Below are 19,383 nucleotides of genomic sequence, written 5' to 3'. Positions count from 1 at the left end.
AGCAAAAAGAGCATAGCCAAACGTTGTTCTATGCTCTTTGTTCTATGTTCTTATGCAAAAAGGTACTGGCTATGCAACGCCCAACCTTTATTCCGCCCAGCCCGACGGAGCCACCAACCATGCGTGGCCCACGGGTCACCACAGCCGCACCAATGCCCCGTGCGCCGCTGCCGATTACCCGACCACTCACGCCAAACGAATTTAACACCGCCTTGGTTCACTTGTATCGCGGCGAATTGTCGCGTGCCAACACCTGGCGGGTGCGGCTCGATGGCACGACCAATTGGGCAGTGCTGACAACTGGGGCAACGCTTTCGTTTGCCTTCAGCAGCGCCAGCAATACCCCGGTGATGATTCTGCTCAATTCGCTGTTGATTATGTTTTTTCTGTTTATCGAGGCACGGCGCTATCGTTTTTACGATTTGTGGCGGACGCGGGTGCGGGTGATGGAAACCGAATTCTTTGCCGATATGCTTGCGCCCGAGCCGGATAGCGATAACGGCGGGCCGCATTGGCGCGAACTCTTGGCCCAAGATTTAATGGAGCCGCACTTTAACATCAGCGTCATCGAAGCGATGAGTCGGCGCTTGCGGCGCAATTATGTTTGGATTTTTGCTCTCTTGGCTTTGAGTTGGGTCACCAAAGTTGGCATTCATCCCACAATTGCTCGATCGTTTACTGAGGTGTATGATCGGGCTGCCGTCGGGCCATTGCCAAGTTGGTTTATGCTCTTGTTTGGGCTGGCCTTCAATGGTGGCTTGGTCTGGCTTGGCTGGCTAGGCGAAAAATCGCAAGAATCAAGTGGCGAAATTCTAAGTCGCAACGAGGCCCGCGATAAAATGGGCAGCGGTACGCCAAACGAATAAGCGCCCAATCAGTGGAGTTCTACATGTCACGGATTGTGATCAAAAATGGCTGTATCATCGATCCAGCCCGCAAAACTGCGACCGTCGGGGATTTGGTGCTGGAAAACAATCGGGTGCGCGAGGTCATCGAGTTGGCCATGGCTCCCGATTCGTATGGCGATGATGTTGAATTTATCGATGCCTCTGGTTGTTTTGTAACCCCTGGCTTTATCGATATTCACACCCACTTGCGCGAACCAGGCTTCGAGGGCAAAGAAACGATTGCCACAGGCATGGATGCGGCGGTGCGTGGTGGCTACACAACGATTTGCCCAATGCCCAACACCAATCCTGCGCTCGATTCGGCTCCGCTGATTCGCCAACAATTTGATATTGCCGCCCGCCATGGGCCAATTCATGTGCTGCCAATCGGTGCGGTAACCCTTGGCCGCGAAGGTAAAGTGCTTGCACCACTGATCGAATTGGCCGAAGCTGGCGCCCATGGCTTTAGTGATGATGGCTCGCCAGTTTGGGATGCTCACATCATGCGCCAAGCATTGCTCTATAGCAAAATGACTGGCCGCCCGGTGATGAACCATTGCGAAGATTTGAGCATTGTGCGCGGTGCGCCGATGAATGAGGGCGCGGTCGCAACGCGCTTGGGCTTGAGCGGTTGGCCTGCTGCTGGCGAAGAGGTGATGATCGCTCGCGATATTGCCTTGGCGGAAGAAACTGGCGGACGCTTGCACATTTGCCATGTTAGCACTGCTGGCGGCGTAGAATTGATTCGGGCTGCCAAGGCGCGCGGCGTGCGTGTAACCGCCGAAGTTACCCCACACCACCTGACCATGACCGATCGCTGGGTGCTGGGCAATATGGAGCCATGGGATGGCCAAGGCCCCTACGATCCGTCGCAATTAGCACCATACGATACCCGTACTCGGGTTAGCCCACCATTGCGCGCCAGCGAAGATGTTGCTGCCTTGATCGCAGGCTTACGCGATGGCACAATCGATGCCGTCGCAACCGACCATGCCCCGCATACCCACGTCGATAAAGAATGCGAATATGGCTTTGCTGCTCCAGGCTTTACTGGCTTGGAATTGGCCTTGCCCATGGTGCTGACCTTGGTGCAAACCATGCAGATCGATATTGTCGAGTTGATTGCGCGCATGACGATTGGCCCAGCGGCGATTATCGATGTGCTGCCAATTTCGTTAGGGCCAGACGATCCAGCAACACTGACGATTTTTGACCCAGCGGCGCTGTGGACGGTCACGCCAGAGGCCTTGGCTTCAAAAGGCAAAAATAGCCCTTTGATGGGCCAAGAAATGCGGGGCCAAGTGATGTTGACGATGCTCGAAGGCCAAATCGTCTTTCGGCGCGAGCAATTTGGTGAGGCCAGCCGCCGCGAACATGGTGGAGCCGTCGGCAAACTCAGCGGCGTATTCGACGAAGAAGAGTAACCCAAGAACATAGAGCATAGAACATAGGACATAGAGGATTCAGGTTTGAAACCGCGAAGAGCGCGAAGGTTATTTTTGGAGTGCTATTGCATTTGAACGCAATTTAGGCATCTAACAAATTCAACATTCGCGTTCTTCGCGCTCTTCGCGGTTAACAATAAACCAATCCCCGAACCCCAACGCCTAATAAATTGGCAGGTAGCGGTCAAGCTCCCATTGCGAGACGTGGCGGCGGTAGGCATCCCATTCTTGGGTTTTGGCCTCGATATAGCGCTCGTAAATGTGCTCGCCCAGGGCTTCTTGAATCACGCTATCGCGCTTTAATTCTTCCAAGGCCTCGCCAAGCGAGACAGGCAAGGTTTTCAAGCCCCGCGCTATCGGGTCAACGTGATACAAATCTTCTTCGGCTGAGGGCGGTGGCATGAGCTTGCGTTTAATGCCATCTAAGCCTGCTGCCAACATCACTGAGAAAGCCAAATACGGGTTGGCAGATGGATCAGGGCAGCGCAATTCGATGCGGGTTGCTTGGTTCGAGCGGCCTGCGCTGATGCGTGGAATACGCACGAGCGCCGAGCGATTGGTGCGACCCCAGCTCACATAAATTGGCGCTTCGTAGCCAGGCACCAGCCGCTTGTACGAATTGACCAACGGCGCAAGCACGGCGGTCATGCCCAAAGCGTGGTCGAGCAAACCAGCGGTAAAATGCTGCGCCAACAACGATAAATTGTTGGTTTCGTGATCATGGAACTCGTTGCGCCCCGTCACGATCGATGACAAACTCTGGTGCACGTGCATGCCCGACCCATTGATCCCAGCGATTGGTTTGGGCATAAAGGTGGCATGCAAGCCATTCAATTGGGCAATTGCCTTCAACACCGTGCGAAACGTCACTGTATGATCAGCCATAGTTAAGGCGTCGCCATACTCGAAATCAATTTCATGCTGGCCAATTGCCACCTCGTGATGGCTGGCCTCAACTTTAATCCCAAAGGTTTGCAACGAAGCAACCATTTGGCGGCGAATGTGGGTTGCATAATCGGTTGAAACATCAAAATAGCCAGCAGCATCGTGCGGAATTGGCACTAACTCGCCGTTTGGCCCAGGCTTAAACAAGAAAAACTCTAATTCCGGCCCAGTATTGTAGATAAAGCCCAATTCTGCTGCTTGGGCTAAAGTGCGTTTGAGCACATGGCGCGGGTCGCCAGCAAATGGTTGGTCATCGGGCGTAAAAACATCGCAAATAAAGCGCGCCGTAATATAATCGCCGGTGCTTTCCCACGGAATCACCGCGTAGGTGTTGAGGTCGGGCACCAAATACATATCGCTTTCAGCAATGCGGGCAAAGCCTTCGATCGACGAACCATCGAACCAAACGCCGTGGTCGAGGGCTTGGTGAATTTGCGAAACAGGAATCGTCACATTTTTAATAATCCCAACAATGTCAGTAAATTGGAGATTAATAAACTGGACTCGTTGTTCAGCAATTTTTTCTAAAATTTCTTCTTTTGTGACTGGCATAGCCTGAATGCTCCTTCACTGACACCTAGCCACTGTGCATGATAGCCCAGTTGAGTTTGTTCATTATAGGGCAAAATGGCTAAAAATTCGCGTTACTCGATTGGGCAAGTTGCCCGAATTATACTTGCTTCCCTCACCCTATCCTCTCAAGGGAAGGTTGTAATCTCGGTGCGCGGCGAACCACCAATCCCGTGCTTCAGTGATAGATGCCTGACGACCATTCCATCTCCTTGAGGGGGTGCAGGGGGATTAAAGCCCCCTGCGTCTCCCGCCTTGAGGCGGGACGGAAGGGTGGTGACCACGACTGATTCTGAACATCCTACCCTTGTGTTTCCTATCTTGAAGAGGGACGGAAGGGTGGTAATCATCAACCCCTTGGCCGAAAGCTATGCCATAATCGAACGTCTCAGCCTGAGGTGACCATGCTATAATCAAACAACGTTCTGACCTACTCCTGCTCTTTTTCTTTTTTCAGCGTGAGCGCAGCCGAACTATGCTTAGCAACCAAGCAATTGCCCAAGTTTTTGCCGATATTGCCGATGCGTTGGAAGTGATCGGCGAAAATCGTTTTCGTTTGGCGGCCTATCGCCGCGCCAGCGATACGCTTGCAGCCCAAACCACCAGCCTTGCCAGCCTGCGCGAACAAGGCTCGTTAACCAGCCTACCGAATATTGGCGAGGCCAGCGCCGCAATCATTGGCGAATTACTTGATCATGGCCATTCGGCCTTGGCCGATCAGCTCTTGGAAAAAGTGCCGCCTGGCTTGTTGCAGATTTTGCGCGTGCCCGAAATTGGCCCCAAAACCGCTGCCCGCCTCTTTCGCGATGAAGGAATTCAGGATCTTGAGGCCTTGTTTACGGCGGCCCAAGATGGGCGTTTGGCCAAAATCAAGGGCTTTGGGGCCAAAAGTGCGGCCAAGGTGCTAAGCGCGCTCGAAGCATTACAAAACCAAGTGCTGCGCTTACGCTTGGTCGATGCCTTGCCAGTCGCCGAAGAATTGAGCGCAGCCTTGGCCGAATTGCCAAGCGTGAGCGCGGCCCAAGTCGTTGGCTCAACCCGCCGCTATCAGGCCAGCGTTGGCGATTTGAATTTTGTGGTGGCAACGCTTGATGCTGCTGCAACCTACGCCGCGATTGGCGAATTGGCCCAAGTTGCCCAAGCCACGCCCAGCGCCAATGGCATTAAATTATTGCTGCACAATGGCATGAATGCATGGGTTGTGGCAGTTGAGCCAAACCAATGGGGCAGCGCCTTGGTGTATTGGACTGGCTCAGCCAACCATGTTGCCGACCTGAATCAATTGGCTGAGGCACAGAATTGGCAACTTGACCCAAGCAATTTGCCAGCTTTTGCCGATGAAGCAGCGCTCTATCAAGCATTAGGCTTGGATTGGATCACGCCTGAATTGCGCGAAGGTTGGGGCGAAATTGCGCTTGCCCAAGCCAAGCAATTGCCCAAGCTGCTCGAACAAAGCGCGATTATCAGCGATGTCCATTGGCATACAACTTGGAGCGATGGCGGCGCAAGCCTGCGTGAAATGGTGCTGGCTGGCATTGCCAAGGGCTATCGCTATATGGCAGTGGCTGATCATAGCGCCTATTTGGGCGTAACTGGCGGGCTTGATGGCGAGCGTTTGCTGGCTCAACGAGCAGAAATCGATGAGCTGAACCAGCAATTAGCCGCCGAAGGCCATGATTTTCGTTTGTTGCAAAGCTGCGAAGTCGATATTTTGCCCGATGGTAGCTTGGCCTTGCCCGACGAGGTGCTTGCCAGATTAGATTTAGTCGTGGCCTCGCCGCATGTGGCCTTGCGCCAAGCCCGCGCTGAATCGACCGCCCGCATGCTGCGCGCAATCAATAATCCTTATGTGACGATCATTGGCCACCCAACTGGCCGCATTTTGAATGGCCGCGCTGGAGCCGATTATGATATGGCGCAAATTATTGCGGCAGCAGCAGCCACAGGCACGGTCTTGGAAGTTAATGCAGGCCCAGAGCGGCTTGATCTCGATGCGGTGCATGTGCGGGCGGCGCTGGCAGCAGGCTGCAACATCAGCATTAATACCGATGCTCACGCGACGGCTGGCTTCAATAATCTTTTTTATGGAGTTGTAACTGCACGTCGGGGCGGGGTCAGCAACCAGCAAGTCATCAACACATGGGATGTTGAAGCACTGCTGGGCTTGCGCCAACAAAAATTAGCAAAACTAGGAATCAACAACGAAGCGTAGTTTGGAGGCTAATTGGATGGATGACGTATTTAGCAAGATCGTGCGCGGCGAGTTGCCCTGCCATAAAGTGGCTGAAGATGATCGAACCTTGGCCTTTTTAGATATTAATCCTGCCTCGCAAGGCCATACTTTGGTTATTCCCAAGCGCTTTGGCACCGATATTTTCGATACTGCGCCAGATGATGTGGCAGCCGTGGCGCGAATGGTGCAAACTGTGGCTCAATTATTGTTGCAAACGCTCAATCCTGCTGGCATCAATGTGTTGCAAAATTCGCGTCCAGCCTCTGGGCAAGAAGTTTTTTACTATCATGTCCATGTGATTCCACGCTGGGAAGGCGATGGGATTGTGAAATTGTGGCGGCCAAATCCAACCGATCACGCAGCATTTGCCGATTTAGCCGAGCGTTTGCGGGCTAAACACCAAGCATGAGGAACTGCCCATGAGCGACCGCACTCCCCCAACCGATGTGCTGGAATTTGAGAACGATCTTGAGCCAGATCCCGAACCGGAAGAGGTGCCTTCGGCAATTATTCAAGAGGACGAGGCGGTTGCTCCCCAAGGCATGACCGCCCAAGCCTTGGGCTTTGGGGTGGCAATTATCTTAATTATTTTCTTGGTCTTGTTGCTGGCAAGCGGCAATAATATCAATCTGTTTAATCTTTTTGGCGGCGATACGAACGCCCAACCAACCCTGCAACCCTTGCTCAACAGCGTGCAACTGCAATCCAATCGTTCGTTGGATAACGAAGCGGCGGCACTCGAAGGCCAACGCTTTTATGGCGTTGATGGATTGAATTCATTGCCAAGCTATGCCGCTGAGATCGATCCGCTCTTTTTGCCATATTGGGTTAAAAACGGCGGCGAGCCAATTTTTGGGCGGCCAATTAGTGGCTTGCTTGAGGAGAATGGCCGTCAGTTCCAATGGTTTGAGCGCGCGCGGCTTGAATGGTGGCCTGAGCATCAAGGCACCAAATACGAGGTGCAACCTGGGCGGGTTGGGGTTGAGTTCACCAAAAATCGCGATTTTCCCAACCAGCAATTTTTTGCCAATCGCCCAGGCTTGCGCTATAGCGAAGCAACCCAACAAGGCTTGCGTGGCTTGTTCCTTGAATTTTGGGAAGCCAATGGCGGCATCGATTTACTTGGTTGGCCAATTAGTGAAGAATTGCAAGAAGTGCTGCCCGAAGATCGCACGGTGCACACCGTGCAATATTTCGAGCGTGGGCGGCTTGAGTTACACCCCAACGATCCCAATCAAACGGTCAAAATTGGCTTATTAGGCCGCGCCCTCTACTTCCAAGATAGCGAGCCAAACTATATCGAGCCGGTTGCGCCCACCGCTGTTCCGGTTATTCCTTTGCGCTGAGACAACTATGAAACCTGAAACCCTGTTGATTCATGCTGGTCGGAGCATTGATGCTGCGACCAGTGCTGTAACGCCGCCAATTCACATGGCCAGCACCTTTGAACGCGCTGCTGATGGCAGTTTGCCGCATGGTTTTTTGTATACTCGTTTTGGTAACCCTACCCGCCAATCCTTGGAGCAAGCTTTGGCTGCGCTTGAAGGCGGCGTTGAAGCAGCGGCCTTTGCATCTGGCTCGGCGGCTACAGCGGCAGTGTTGCAACATCTGGCTCCTGGTCAGCGGCTGTTGCTGCCCCGCGATTGCTACAATGGCACTGCCAACTTGGCACGCCAAGTCTTCGCCCATCTTGATACTCAATTTGTCGATATGACCGACTTGGCGGCGGTGCAAGCAGCACTGGAGCCAGCTCCGGCCTTGGTTTGGCTCGAAACGCCATCTAACCCAAGCTTGCGGCTCACCGATTTGGCAGCGGTCAGCGATTTGGCTCACGCTGCTGGAGCCTTGGTGGTTTGCGATAATACTTGGGCCACGCCACTTGGCCAGCGGCCTTTCGATTTGGGTGTGGATTTGGTGCTACATTCAACCACCAAATATCTTGGCGGTCATAGCGATGTGCTAGGTGGGGCATTAATTACCAAAATTGCCACGCCATGGTGGCAAAAAATTAAGCAAATTCATGTGCTGGCCGGAGCTGTGCCCTCGCCATTTGAGTGTTGGCTGATTTTGCGCGGCATGCAAAGCTTGGCCTATCGGTTGCAAGGCCATTGTGCTAATGCTTTGGCCGTGGCCGAGTGGCTGGAGCAACATTCCAAAGTGCAGGTTGTGCATTACCCAGGCTTGAAGAGCCATCCCCAATTTGCATTGGCTCAACGCCAAATGCTCTTGATGGGTGGCATGGTTTCGTTCGAGGTGGTTGGCGGTGCTGCTGAAGCGCTTGCGGTGGCGGCGCAAGTGCAATTATGGACGCGCGCAACCAGCCTTGGCGGTCCCGAAAGCTTAATCGAACACCGCGCCACGCTCGAAGGCCCCGACTCGCCAACCGCGCCAGCCTTGTTGCGGCTCTCGGTCGGCCTAGAACACCGCGATGATTTGATTGCCGATTTGGCTCAGGCCTTGGCGGTTTTGTAGCTACCAGACCAAACCAATAACTAGGTCGTTGACGTTGGTCAAGGTTGGCCCAATTTCGATTGCGCTGCCTAGCGCTTGCCAAAAGCTATAGCTATCGTGGTTGGCCAAAAACGCTTGGGGTTCAAGCCCCAAGTTGCGGGCTTGCTCAATGCTTTGACCATTGGCAATTGCGCCTGATGCTGGGCTTGAGCCATCGCCACCATCGGTCGCCAAGGCAATCAGTTGGCAATTTGGGCAGCCATCAAGCGCCAAGGCTGCTGCAAGCGCGAGTTCGGCGTTGCGCCCGCCCCGTGAGTGGGCTTGAATGCCAGTCAAATTAACTGTGGTTTCGCCGCCAGCAAGGTAGAGCGTTGGTTGTTGGGCTGATGCGGCTAGCTGGCGCAAGCGTTGGCCCAACATTGCCCCAACTACTTGGGCTTCGCCAACGATCGGCTGTTGCTCGTGAATGACCTGCCAACCTTGAGCTTGAGCCAGTTGCTTGACCGCCGCTTGGGCTGTTTCGTTGCGGGCAACAATTGAGGTTTGAACCCTCGGCCACCATGGCTCGCTGCCATTGGGATGAGCTGGCACTAGCCCGCGCATGCCAGCTTGCAGATAGTCGCGAATGCTCGCTGCCACTTGATATTGCAATTGATAGTGTTCGAGCATGGCCCACGCCTCAGCAAAACTGCCAGAATCGGGCACGCTCAAGCCTGAGGCAATGCTGCTCAGCGGCGAGCCAACCACATCGGAAATAACTAAGCTCAACACACTGGCAGGTTGGGCCAAGGCCGCAAATTGCCCGCCCTTCAAGCGATCACAATGTTTGCGCAAGAGATTAATGTGCTCAATTGGCGCACCGCAAGCGAGCAATAGCTGGGTTAGCTGTTGTAAATCGGCTAGGCTAATGCTACCTGCTGGCGCTGGCAAGAGCGCCGAAGCACCACCCGAAATCAGCGCCAGCACCAAATCGTCGGTTTGGGCCTGCTTGAGCAAACGTTCGATCTGCTGCGCTGCATGTAGCCCCCGTTGATCAGGCGTTGGGTGGCTAGCTTCATGCAATTGGATGTGATTAAGTTCAACATCACCACGATGCGCATCTTTGACCACCACCAAACCAGTGGCGATTCGATTGCCAAGCAACTCTTCGACGGCAGCAGCCATTGGCGCACCAGCCTTGCCAGAGCCCAGCACAATGATTTGGCCTGTGCCAGCCCACTGCCAAGCACCACAGCGCAGCTGCGTGCCATCCCAATCCAAAGCCTTTAGCACCGCCTGCCGTGGCTCAACCGCAGCCAGCGCGCTGGCGATCAGTTGGTTGCTGAATTTGGCGATTGCAGCATCCACAGGTTATTGCTCAAGATACCAATGTTGCACGTTATAGAGCCAATTGGCAGTGTTCAGGCGAATTTCGCCTTGGGTCGAGTGCACACTTTTGGCCAAAGCCACGGGCATGCGATCGGCCCATAGAAACACATAAGGATATTCGCTTTGAATAATTGTGTTGGTTTGTTGATAGAGTTCGCGGCGGCGCTCAGTATCGTAGATTGCGCGCGCAGCGGTCGATAAATTATCAAAGCTGGTATTGCGAAACGCGCCATAATTGCGCAAGCCTGGCCGTCCGTCGGCGACGCCTTGATAAATTTGGCTCGAATGGAACAGTGAAAAATTATCAGGATCGTAGGCGGTGTACGATGGCGCGCCGCCAACCCGACTATTGCCCCAACTCATCAAGGCCAGATCAAAATCGAAGGGCGTAACTAATTTTGAACGAATCACGCTCTCGAAATCTGCTGGCGTAACCACCAGATTAAAGCCAATTGGGCTGGCCGCAGCGGCAATCCGTTCTGCAACCTCAATCCGGCGTTGATCGTCGCCGCGCACATATAATGCCATCGAAAGCGTGATGCCATTCGAGGCCCGAATCGTTGCACCTTCGGGCAGCACCCAGCCAGCTTGGTCGAGCAATTCGCGGGCTTTATCGAGGTTGCGCTTGGGCAATTCGCCAGTTGGCGCAACCCATGTGCCAGGCAAATGATCGCTCAAAATTGCTTGGGCCGCAGGGCCAGCCGTTTCAACAATGGTATTCAGATCAAGGCTTAGTGCCAAGGCTTGGCGTACCCGCATGTCGCTAAATATGCGGCCTTCGCGCATATTGAAGGCCAAATAATAAAAGCCATTTTCAGGATAATTGCCTGCGTTGACTGCCGAACCCAAGCCCTGACTTTGCGCCCATGGCAACTCCGCCGCCAGCAAATCGCCATCGCGCACAGCATCGCGGGCAACTTCGGCATCAGGCGCAACCACAAACGCCACCCGATCGAGATAGGGCACGCCATCAACAAATTGATTATTGCGAATTAGGCTAATTGCCGAGCCTGCGGTGCGTTCCTCGAAGATAAACGGGCCACTACCAACCGGCTGAGTTAGAAGATTAAGCTGATCAAGCTCAACTGGACTTAATTGACTAAACAGGTGCTTGGGCAAAATTGGCATGCTCAAGGCCGAGAGCAACGGCGCATATGGTTCGCGCAACGAAATAACTAAGGTCGTCGCATCAGGTGCAGTGACATTGCTCACCAAGCCCTGAATATCGGCCAGCAATGGTGTGGTTGGGCTAATGCTTTGCATTGCGCTAATCGTCCAAGCAGCATCGGCGGCAGTTAATGGCGTATCGTCGTGCCAACGAATATCGCTGCGCAAGGTCATGGTCAACGTTTGGCCGATGCTATCGCTTTGCCAACTGCTGGCAACATCTGGCTGCGGCGCCAAATCTTGATCGAGCTTGGTTAGGCCGCGATAGAGCAAGCCAAGCAGCTGGGCCTCGGCGTGGGTTGTTGGCTTCCATGGGTGCAATGCTGCAATATCTTGGGCCGTGCGAATCGTGAGCGTGCCACCTTGGGGAACCTGAATTGGTGGCGTGGTTGGCTCGCTGGTTGGGGCTGGTGTGGAGCCAAGGCTACATGCTGTGAGCAAAACAGCCAATAATCCTAGGGTCAATAGTCTCTTCATAGTAGCGTAGTACTCCACAAATTAACTTAATAGCCCGATTGCATAGCCCAAACCCATATAGGTTATGACCCATGCGACTAAGCCGCAGCCCATGCCAAGCGCATAGCGTGGCCATGGCATGCCGAGCGCACCGGGAATGATGGTTGTGCCTAAGCGAAAGGTGGGCAAGACCCGAATCATAATCAGCCCAAGCACTGCTCTGCGCTCAAGCCAACCAACAATCCGATCGCGGCGGCGTTGGGATAAGCCGATTTTTGGGCCAATGCGATTGAGCAAGGGCAAACCGCCGCGCCGCCCAATCCAAAACATGGTTACGGCACCAGGCACTAAGGCCAAAATCGCCAGCGCCATCAGCAAAATTGGAATCTCGTTTTGGCGACCAAGCAAATAGCCACCAGCCACCAGCACAAAATTGCCAGGAATTGGCAACGGCGCACCAAATTCGCTTAATAACAAATAGCTTAAGGTTAGCCAATACACATTGGCTTCAAGTTGAGTCACCGCACTATTAAATGCCTGAACGATCGAATCCCACATGCTTGCTGTTCCACCTCGATACTAGGTAATCTATCATACACTGATTTGGCTTGCTCGCAGATCACGTTTTAATCCACGAAGCGCGCGAATTTGATCCACGAAGGACACAAAGCGCACGAAGAAATGAGGCTATAGGCTTTTGGTTTTTGATTTTTGGTTTTCGATTTCTGTTTTTTGATTTCATCCTTCATCCCTCATCCTTCGGTCGCTCTGCGCCTCTGCGTTAATATCTCGCTGTTTTCTGTTCTTTGACTTCATCCCGCATAATTCATAATTCCTTCTTCATTATCCCAAAGCCTACAGCCTAAACCTTCATCCCTCATAATTCATACTTCATAATTTAAAAAATTAGCTTATTCGTGCTAGAGAACGAGGCAATTAAGCCAAATGCTGGTATGCTTAATTTAAGCTTAAGAATGGTGTTTATTTGGAAGGAATGGATTATGAGCCAAATTGACGATCAAGCTGAGATCACGGTGGCCAACCTCCAAGCACGAATCGCCGCTGCTTGGCAAGCATTCCAGGTATTTCTGCGCGAATTATCTCCCGAGCAACTGAGCGGCCCGACCGATGCCCAAGGCTGGACGATCAAAGATCATGCAATTCACATTGCGCTCTGGGAAAACAGCCTGTTAGCCTTGTTGAATTCAGAGTCACGCGCTGCGAGCTTCGGCATCGACGAAGCGGTCTGGCAACAAGGTGCTGACGCGATTAACAACATTCTGTATCAACGCTACCGCGATCTGCCAATCGATGAAGTCTACAAAACCCTTGAAACAAACCACCAAGCAGTTGTCGCGCGAATTGCTGAATTTAGCGATCACGATTTGCTGCGCCCGCATCGTGAGTTTCAAGCCAATTCAACCCTTGAAGACCCAATTATTAGCTGGATGGTTGGCAATACCTTCGAGCACTACTCCGAGCATGAAGCGTGGATGCGCGATATTTTAGCCCGCTAGCTAAGCTCAGGGTGAAGCTCCTTGCAGCCGCTGCTTAGTAGATTTGCTCTGATTTGCTCAAACCAGCTTTAGCCATGGGCAATGATCTCAATCATCCATCAGTGCTTTATTGGAAGGAATCGATCATGACCCAAATCGACGATCAAACTCCGCTGACTGCGCAACAATTACAAGCACGCATTACTACTAATTGGCAAGAATTGCAAACGTTTTTAGCTGGTTTAAGCCCCGAACAAATGACCAGCCCGAGCGATGCAGCAGGCTGGACGATCAAAGATCATGCAATTCATATTGCGCTCTGGGAAAAAAGCATCCTAGGTTTGTTGAATTCAGAATCGCGCTGGGGTAGCATTGATATTGATGAAGCAGTTTGGCAACAAGGCTTCGAGACAGTTAACCAGGTTCTTTACCAACGCCACCGCGATTTACCGCTTGCCGAGGTTTATGCCACCCTCGCAGCCAACCACGAAGCCCTTGTCGCGCGGATTGCGCAGTTGAGCGATCAGGATTTGCTGCGCCCCCATCGTGAGTTCCAAGCTGGCTCAACCAACGATGAGCCGATTATTGGCTGGATTGTGGGTGATACCTGTGACCATTATGCAGAGCATCTGCCATGGATGCAGGCAATTTTGAACGCTTAAATACAAGCAAGGCCACAAACTACACAAGCTTGTGGCCTTGGTTTTTTTAGCCAATAAATTCAGCAAGCGCTGCGGTGATCGCTTCTGGGCGCTCCAAGATCGACATATGGCTGGCATCGTCGATATAGCGTAATTGGGCATTGGGAATCAATTGCTGCATTTGCTCGCTCTTGGCTGGCGGTGTAGACATATCTTCAACCCCAACCACAACTAGGGTTGGCACGCTAATTTGGCTGATCGTAGCAGTCACATCGTCGCGATCAATCACAGGAATGATTGCTTTATAGAGTGATTCACGGTCGGCGTTTGTCCAATAGGCGTGCCAATAGCTTTGCACTTGCGGCTGGCGCTCGGCCATTTTGCTGGTATAAAACACTGCATCCAAGCCCTCTTTCAAGGGTTGAATCAAGCCATAAGCCAGATAACCATCACCCATTTGGCGATAGGCATCGAGCAATTCTGGCGCATCGCCAGCAGAAGAATCGATCAGGCTCAACGAGAGGAAGAGTTCGGGATGTTTGGGATAGAGCCGCAAGCCAATCATACCGCCCATCGAAACCCCAACCCAATGCACGTGCTTGATCCCCAAATCGCTCAGCAATTGATAGGCATCATCGCCCAAGCGATACATTGAATAATCATCGAGCGTGCCGCCGCCCTCAGTTTGGCCTTGGCCACGCCAATCGATCGCAATACAACGGTAGCCTTTGGCCGCGAAATATTCCATTTGCGGCTCAAAAATCCGCCAGTGATACATCAAGCCATGGCCAAAGAAAATCACTTGATCGCCAGTGCCACGCTCTTCGTAGTAGTAATGAACCCCATTGACCAGATGCGAAGCCATACACACTCCTTGATCGATAGATCGGTTTCTCTTGTTATTGTAGGCGAAGTATCAGCCAATTTTCAATCGATCATCAGGGTAATTTGGGCGATTTTGGCTACAATAGGCCTATTACCCAACCAATTGAGGAGGAAAGACCTGATGCGACGACTCGCCCAAATCCTTGGGTTGGGGCTATTTATGGCTGCTTGTGCCACCCAACCTGCAACCCAACCAAGCCCAATGCCGAGCCAAGCCCTACCCGCTAGCTCATTGCCCGAACGCCCAACCGCAACGATTGCCGATTATACTGCCGAGCCAGCAATTAGCACTGGCTCAGTTATTTTTGACCTGCCTGCTGATGGTAGTATTGGGGCCATCAGTTTGGCTGGTACGACCTATCAATTAGCCAATCCAACCCAACCTAACACCTATTTGCCATGGTCGGCTGCGCCCGATGGCAAGCAATTGGCGATTATTATCGTCAACGACAGCCAGCCCAAAACCGAGCAACTTGAGCTGGCAGAGTTGTGGCTTGTTGGGGTTGATGAGCAAAATCCGCGCCGTTTGCTTAATTTGCTGCCTGCTGTGGCAGCTGATCAAACGCCAATCTTGGGCCGCCAAAGTGCCTTGACTGATAACGCTCCAGTGTGGTCACGCGATGGCAAAACCCTGTTCTTGGCTTCGGCCCACGAAGATCAGGTTGATCTATATGCGGTTGATGTGGCAACTGGCGCAGCCCAACGCTTGACCAACACGCCTGATTTAGAAGTCGATCTGGTGCTATCGCCCAATGGCGACTATTTGGCTTTTGCCTCGGCCAGCAGCTTCGGCACTGGCGGCGGCTGGGGCAATCCAACTGTGTATGTCTATCGCTTTGCCGATGCGAGCTTCACGCCGATTACTGCCGATCAGTTGGCGGTGGGTGCACAGGTGGTTGGCTGGCTCGACCAGCAATTAATTACTCAATTCAATAGCCAGCCCGAAGGACGCGCCAGTTTCATCCTGTTTGATGCTAGCACTGGCACGCTGACGCCGCTTGCTCAGGCCATGGCCTTTGAGGCAGAGCTTCAGGCTGGCACGTTGGTCTATGCAGATCAGCCGCGCGCTGGGGTGGCAACAGTCTATCGTTGGCAAGGCAACGGCGAGGTGCAGCAAATTGAAGGTATCAATGCTAGTCGCGTTTCATTAAGCCCAACTGGCCAAGCCATGCTGCTGTGCAACAACGATCAACCAAGTTATTGGCGCAACGGCGTATTGAGTGCGCTCTCAGTCAATAGTTGCGAGCAAAGTGTTTGGGCGGCAGATGATTGGCTGGCACTCAACGGCACTGAACAGTCAAATGCCCTCATCATCAACCCAGAAGGCCAAAATCAAGTGTTGCCCCACCAAGCGCTGATGGCTGGTTGGAACGAGCATATGTTGTACTTTTTTGCCCCCCAAGCTGATGGCTGGCAATTGTTTCAGGCTCAACGAGCGAGTAGCCAATTGCAACCAATCGGCCAACCACTTAGCAGTAAACCAAGCAACCCGCGCCTCGTCTTAGCACCCTAAATGGGGAGGATCTTTTGGCTCGGTGATTTTGACATGATTGGCTGGTTCTGAACCATTGCGACCCTCTTTTGAGCATCCTTGGTTGAATCCGTAAAGTTACAATTACCACGAAATGAATTTTAGGGGGTGCAGGGGGATTAAAGTCCCCGGCGTTCCCCTCCGGTGGAGGGACGGACGGGAGGCGAACCATGAGCTACCTAAAAGCATCCTCTCTCCCTTGGCCTGTCTAGCTGGGTTGGATGAGGGAATAAACTTTGCTGCATAAAATGCAGCTTGCTAAAAGCCCTACATCGGGCGATAATCGCCATACCTGTTGAAACGAGCAGGTATGGGCCTGTTTTTTATGATAGCCTATTGCTGATAGCTATCGAAGGTGTGTCTATGGCTATATCTGAAGCGCGCAGCATTGAGATTGATGCCCGTTGGGAAAACCTCGCAGCCCTCACCGATTACACCACCGAGATCGAAACCGACTTTGCCCTCACGAGCGAACAAGCCTTTGTGCTCGGTTTAGTGATTGAAGAAATTGTCACCAATATCATCAAATATAGTTATGCTGAGCAAGGTGGCCCCTTGCAATTGCACAGCACGCTCGAAAATGGTGAGCTGGCAATTCGAATTCTTGATCGTGGCCAGCCTTTCGATCCTGATGATGCTGATCCGCCTGATTTGTTTGCCAATATTCACGATCGCCAAGTTGGTGGCTTGGGTGTGTTTTTGGTGCGCGAAATGGCCGATTCAATCACCTACCAGCACGATCTTGCAACTGGTTGGAACACGCTGATCGTAACCAAAAAGGCTTCAACCGAAGCGAGTATCGCGCCGTTGGTTGAGTTTTTGGAGCAATTGCCTTTATTTCACGAAGTCAATCAAGCCACGATTCACAATTTAGTTCAAAGCGCCGAGCATGTGCGTTTAGCGCCAGGCGAAACCTTGTTTAGAGAAGGCGATAGCGGCGACGATTGCTATATTGTGATGGCTGGCGATGTTGATGTGATTAAGGCGTTGGCGACCGAAACCATTTTGCTCGAACGCTGTCGGCCTGGGGCAATTTTGGGTGAGATGGCCTTGATCGATAATAGCCCTCGTGCTGCCAGTGTACGAGCGCGCACCGCCGCAACCTTGCTGCGCATCACCGAGGCCGAGTTTGTAACCTTGATGCACGCTAATCCAACCACGGCCATGGCCTTGCTGCGCGGTGGCACCAGCCGTCTGCGCCAAGCCAATGCCCAAATGCTCGGTGGGCTGGAAAAGAAAAATATCGAGCTAGCCAGCGCCTACGAGGAACTCAAATCGGCCCAGCAAGAGCTTTTGCGCCTCGAACGAATTGAACGCGAGTTGGCGATTGCCCGCGATATTCAGCGCTTTTTCTTGCCGCCAAGCATTCCCCAACCGAAAAATTGGCAAATTGTGGCCTTCAATCAAGGAGCTTTAGAGGTTGGCGGCGATTTTTACGATGTGATCAAGCTTGGTGGCGATAAAATTGGCTTGGTGGTTGCTGATGCTTGTGGCAAGGGTGTGCCAGCAGCGCTCTTTGTGGCGCTCACCCGCTCGTTATTGCACTCAAATGCTCAAGCCTTAGCAGCGCGGCCTGAAATTGCTCCCGATTCGTTGGCCTTGCTGATTGCCGCAATCAACGTGACCAACAACTACATTTCGCGTGAACACGGCGCAAGCAATATGTTCACAACGCTATTTTTTGCCTCGTTCGACCCACATACTGGCGAATTGGCCTATGTCAACGCTGGCCACAATCCGCCGATTATCATCAATCGTACCAGCCGCACCTTGCGCTATTTGGAAGGCACTGGCTTGCCCTTGGGGATTATGGAAGATCTGCCATATAAAGCCAAAAGCACCATCCTTGCTGCCGATGAATTTTTCTTGGGCTTTACTGATGGCGCGACTGAGGCCTTTAATTTGGCGGGCGAGGTCTTTGATGATGCAGCCTTGACCAAAGTGCTCAAAACTGGCGATTTCCACGATGCTCAATCCTTGCTTACATGTGTTTGGCAAGCGATTGAAGCCTTTGTGGGCGATGCCGAGCAAGCAGACGATATAACCTTGCTGACGGTTAGTCGTTCAGGCTAATCAGGCGGTGGTGTTCGCGATAATACTCAACTTGCTGTTCGCGATTTGGCTCTGGCTGGGTTTGGGCGAGAGCCGCGAGCAGTTCTTTGCTTGCGTTTGCGACCGCTGCTGCTTGGCTGGGCCATGGCAGGCTTGGCTTTTGAATCGGTAAGCCAATCAAATCGGGGACGTCATCGAGCAATTCGGGGGTGCTGCTCATGCTCAGGGCAAAAATGCAATGCGGCCCATCGATTTGCTCGGCGATTGCCTCAAGCATGGCGCTTTGGTTAAATTCTGCCATCACCACCAAAGTGTTTTTTTCGGGGTCGCTAATTTTTTGAATATATGGGCGTTGCAAAAGCTTGGCGAGGGCTTGAGCCAGCGGTTTGCTTTGGCTATCAAGCGCCAGCACTTGGTCGCAGCGCCAAATATGGCCTTCGGCCAAGGCTGCTGCGCGCTGCAAGGTTGTGGCAATTGCCTCGAACGACCAAGCAAATGCAGCTTGCGGCTTGATATTGAGGCCATCGTCAATGTTGCTGCCCAAACAAATCAGCCCGTGAGTTGCATACCAAGCATCTTTCTCGTTGCTGACCATGGCAAATTCTTGATGGCGGCGGGCAACGCTGCCCAAATCTTGCAACTGTTCGATCTGCTCATCATCCTCGACCAAGAGAATGGCACGGCCAAAGCTGGCCAAGGCTGCATCATAGAGCTGCAACTTAATTTGGCAACGCCCGATCAGTTCGTGAAATTCCCATTCATCGTTATAAATTGGCCGCACATCGAGCAATTGATCAAGCGCTTGTTGATATAAACCCTCAGCAAAATCAATATAGGCCAATTCATAGGTTACAAAGGTATCAAGCGGAAACAGATCGACGCACAGGCGCAAAATGCGGCGCGCTTCGTGATATTGTTTTAGCTCGATTAAGACCGTGGAATAATTAGTTAATCCTTCGTAATCTGGCTCGATAGCCACAACTGCATGCCAAGCATCGGCAGCTTTGGCCATTAATCCATTGCGTAAATAATATTTTGCCAAAGCCACATGCGCAGCCCGAAGCTGCGGGTTTTCTTGCAAAGCCTGTCGATATTCCTCAACAGCCTCAGCAATGCGTCCCGCATGTTCAAGTGATAATCCACGTCGATAATGTAATTCTGCTTGTCGGAATTTATCAGCCATAGTTAAAGTCAAAAGTAAGAAGTCAAAAGTCAAAATCACTATTTGAACATCAAAAGTAAGAAGTCAAAAGTCA

At 52.4% G+C, this 19,383-nt stretch carries 16 protein-coding genes; 10 read left to right on the top strand and 6 right to left on the bottom strand.

Features of this window, described 5'->3' with window-relative positions; translation table 11 throughout:
* Positions 1-71: 71 nt before the first annotated feature.
* Complete coding sequence (locus SE18_RS16825; RefSeq protein ID WP_054535626.1) at positions 72-866, top strand: DUF2270 domain-containing protein; 795 nt, start codon at positions 72-74, stop codon at positions 864-866.
* A gap of 23 nt (positions 867-889) precedes the next feature.
* Entirely contained in the window at positions 890-2,311 is a 1,422-nt protein-coding gene (locus tag SE18_RS16820) for a dihydroorotase (protein ID WP_054535625.1), read from the top strand.
* Positions 2,312-2,494: 183 nt separating this feature from the next.
* On the opposite strand, the gene SE18_RS16815 is transcribed toward SE18_RS16820, so the two are convergent.
* Positions 2,495-3,829: a glutamine synthetase family protein gene (locus SE18_RS16815; protein WP_054535624.1), complete on the bottom strand. Its 1,335-nt coding sequence runs from the start codon at positions 3,827-3,829 to the stop codon at positions 2,495-2,497.
* Positions 3,830-4,322: 493 nt separating this feature from the next.
* Here SE18_RS16815 and polX point away from each other — a divergent pair, with 493 nt between their 5' ends.
* The 4 genes from polX to SE18_RS16795 are packed head-to-tail and all read left to right on the top strand — an operon-like array spanning position 4,323 to position 8,552.
* The gene (gene polX / locus SE18_RS16810; RefSeq protein WP_054535623.1) at positions 4,323-6,059 is read left to right on the top strand and encodes a DNA polymerase/3'-5' exonuclease PolX; all 1,737 of its coding nucleotides are present in this window, start codon (positions 4,323-4,325) and stop codon (positions 6,057-6,059) included.
* Positions 6,060-6,075: 16 nt separating this feature from the next.
* Positions 6,076-6,489: an HIT family protein gene (locus SE18_RS16805; protein ID WP_054535622.1), complete on the top strand. Its 414-nt coding sequence runs from the start codon at positions 6,076-6,078 to the stop codon at positions 6,487-6,489.
* Between the two features lie 10 nt (positions 6,490-6,499).
* Positions 6,500-7,426 (top strand): hypothetical protein, encoded by a 927-nt coding sequence (locus tag SE18_RS16800; RefSeq protein WP_054535621.1) that lies wholly within the window; start codon positions 6,500-6,502, stop codon positions 7,424-7,426.
* Positions 7,427-7,433: 7 nt separating this feature from the next.
* Complete coding sequence (locus SE18_RS16795) at positions 7,434-8,552, top strand: trans-sulfuration enzyme family protein (RefSeq protein ID WP_054535620.1); 1,119 nt, start codon at positions 7,434-7,436, stop codon at positions 8,550-8,552.
* Here SE18_RS16795 and SE18_RS16790 read toward each other — a convergent pair whose 3' ends face one another.
* From SE18_RS16790 to SE18_RS16780, 3 genes are read right to left on the bottom strand one after another with little or no spacing between them, the layout of a single operon-like run.
* Positions 8,553-9,878, bottom strand: a complete 1,326-nt coding sequence (locus tag SE18_RS16790; protein ID WP_054535619.1) for a glycerate kinase type-2 family protein — start codon at positions 9,876-9,878, stop codon at positions 8,553-8,555. It lies immediately after the preceding gene.
* A 3-nt stretch (positions 9,879-9,881) separates the two neighbouring features.
* The gene (locus tag SE18_RS16785) at positions 9,882-11,543 is read right to left on the bottom strand and encodes a peptide ABC transporter substrate-binding protein (protein WP_083469964.1); all 1,662 of its coding nucleotides are present in this window, start codon (positions 11,541-11,543) and stop codon (positions 9,882-9,884) included.
* A 21-nt stretch (positions 11,544-11,564) separates the two neighbouring features.
* On the bottom strand, positions 11,565-12,080 hold the full coding sequence (locus SE18_RS16780) for a DedA family protein (RefSeq protein ID WP_054535617.1): 516 nt from the start codon (positions 12,078-12,080) through the stop codon (positions 11,565-11,567).
* 443 nt (positions 12,081-12,523) lie between these two features.
* On the opposite strand from SE18_RS16780, the gene SE18_RS16775 reads away from it, so the two are divergent.
* Positions 12,524-13,039, top strand: coding sequence for a ClbS/DfsB family four-helix bundle protein (locus tag SE18_RS16775; protein WP_054535616.1), 516 nt, complete (start codon positions 12,524-12,526; stop codon positions 13,037-13,039).
* Positions 13,040-13,164: 125 nt separating this feature from the next.
* Complete coding sequence (locus SE18_RS16770; RefSeq protein ID WP_054535615.1) at positions 13,165-13,680, top strand: ClbS/DfsB family four-helix bundle protein; 516 nt, start codon at positions 13,165-13,167, stop codon at positions 13,678-13,680.
* Between the two features lie 46 nt (positions 13,681-13,726).
* On the opposite strand, the gene SE18_RS16765 is transcribed toward SE18_RS16770, so the two are convergent.
* A complete protein-coding gene (locus tag SE18_RS16765) occupies positions 13,727-14,524 on the bottom strand; it encodes an alpha/beta fold hydrolase (RefSeq protein ID WP_054535614.1) in 798 nt (265 codons plus the stop codon).
* 141 nt (positions 14,525-14,665) lie between these two features.
* Between SE18_RS16765 and SE18_RS16760 the strand changes: the two genes are divergently transcribed.
* Together SE18_RS16760 and SE18_RS16755 are read left to right on the top strand one after the other, a co-directional pair.
* Positions 14,666-16,057, top strand: coding sequence for a TolB family protein (locus tag SE18_RS16760; RefSeq protein ID WP_054535613.1), 1,392 nt, complete (start codon positions 14,666-14,668; stop codon positions 16,055-16,057).
* Between the two features lie 381 nt (positions 16,058-16,438).
* Positions 16,439-18,148 carry a SpoIIE family protein phosphatase gene (locus SE18_RS16755; RefSeq protein ID WP_054535612.1) on the top strand — a complete coding sequence of 570 codons (1,710 nt, stop codon included), beginning with the start codon at positions 16,439-16,441 and terminating at the stop codon, positions 18,146-18,148.
* Here the strand turns inward: SE18_RS16755 and SE18_RS16750 are convergent.
* Complete coding sequence (locus tag SE18_RS16750; protein ID WP_054535611.1) at positions 18,132-19,310, bottom strand: tetratricopeptide repeat protein; 1,179 nt, start codon at positions 19,308-19,310, stop codon at positions 18,132-18,134. The genes SE18_RS16755 and SE18_RS16750 overlap by 17 nt on opposite strands.
* Positions 19,311-19,383 lie beyond the last annotated feature (73 nt).

Source organism: Herpetosiphon geysericola, assembly GCF_001306135.1.
Classification (GTDB): Bacteria; Chloroflexota; Chloroflexia; order Chloroflexales; family Herpetosiphonaceae; genus Herpetosiphon; species Herpetosiphon geysericola.
The sequence above is the reverse complement of the archived record's forward strand: the minus strand, read 5'-3'. Positions and strand labels throughout refer to the sequence as shown.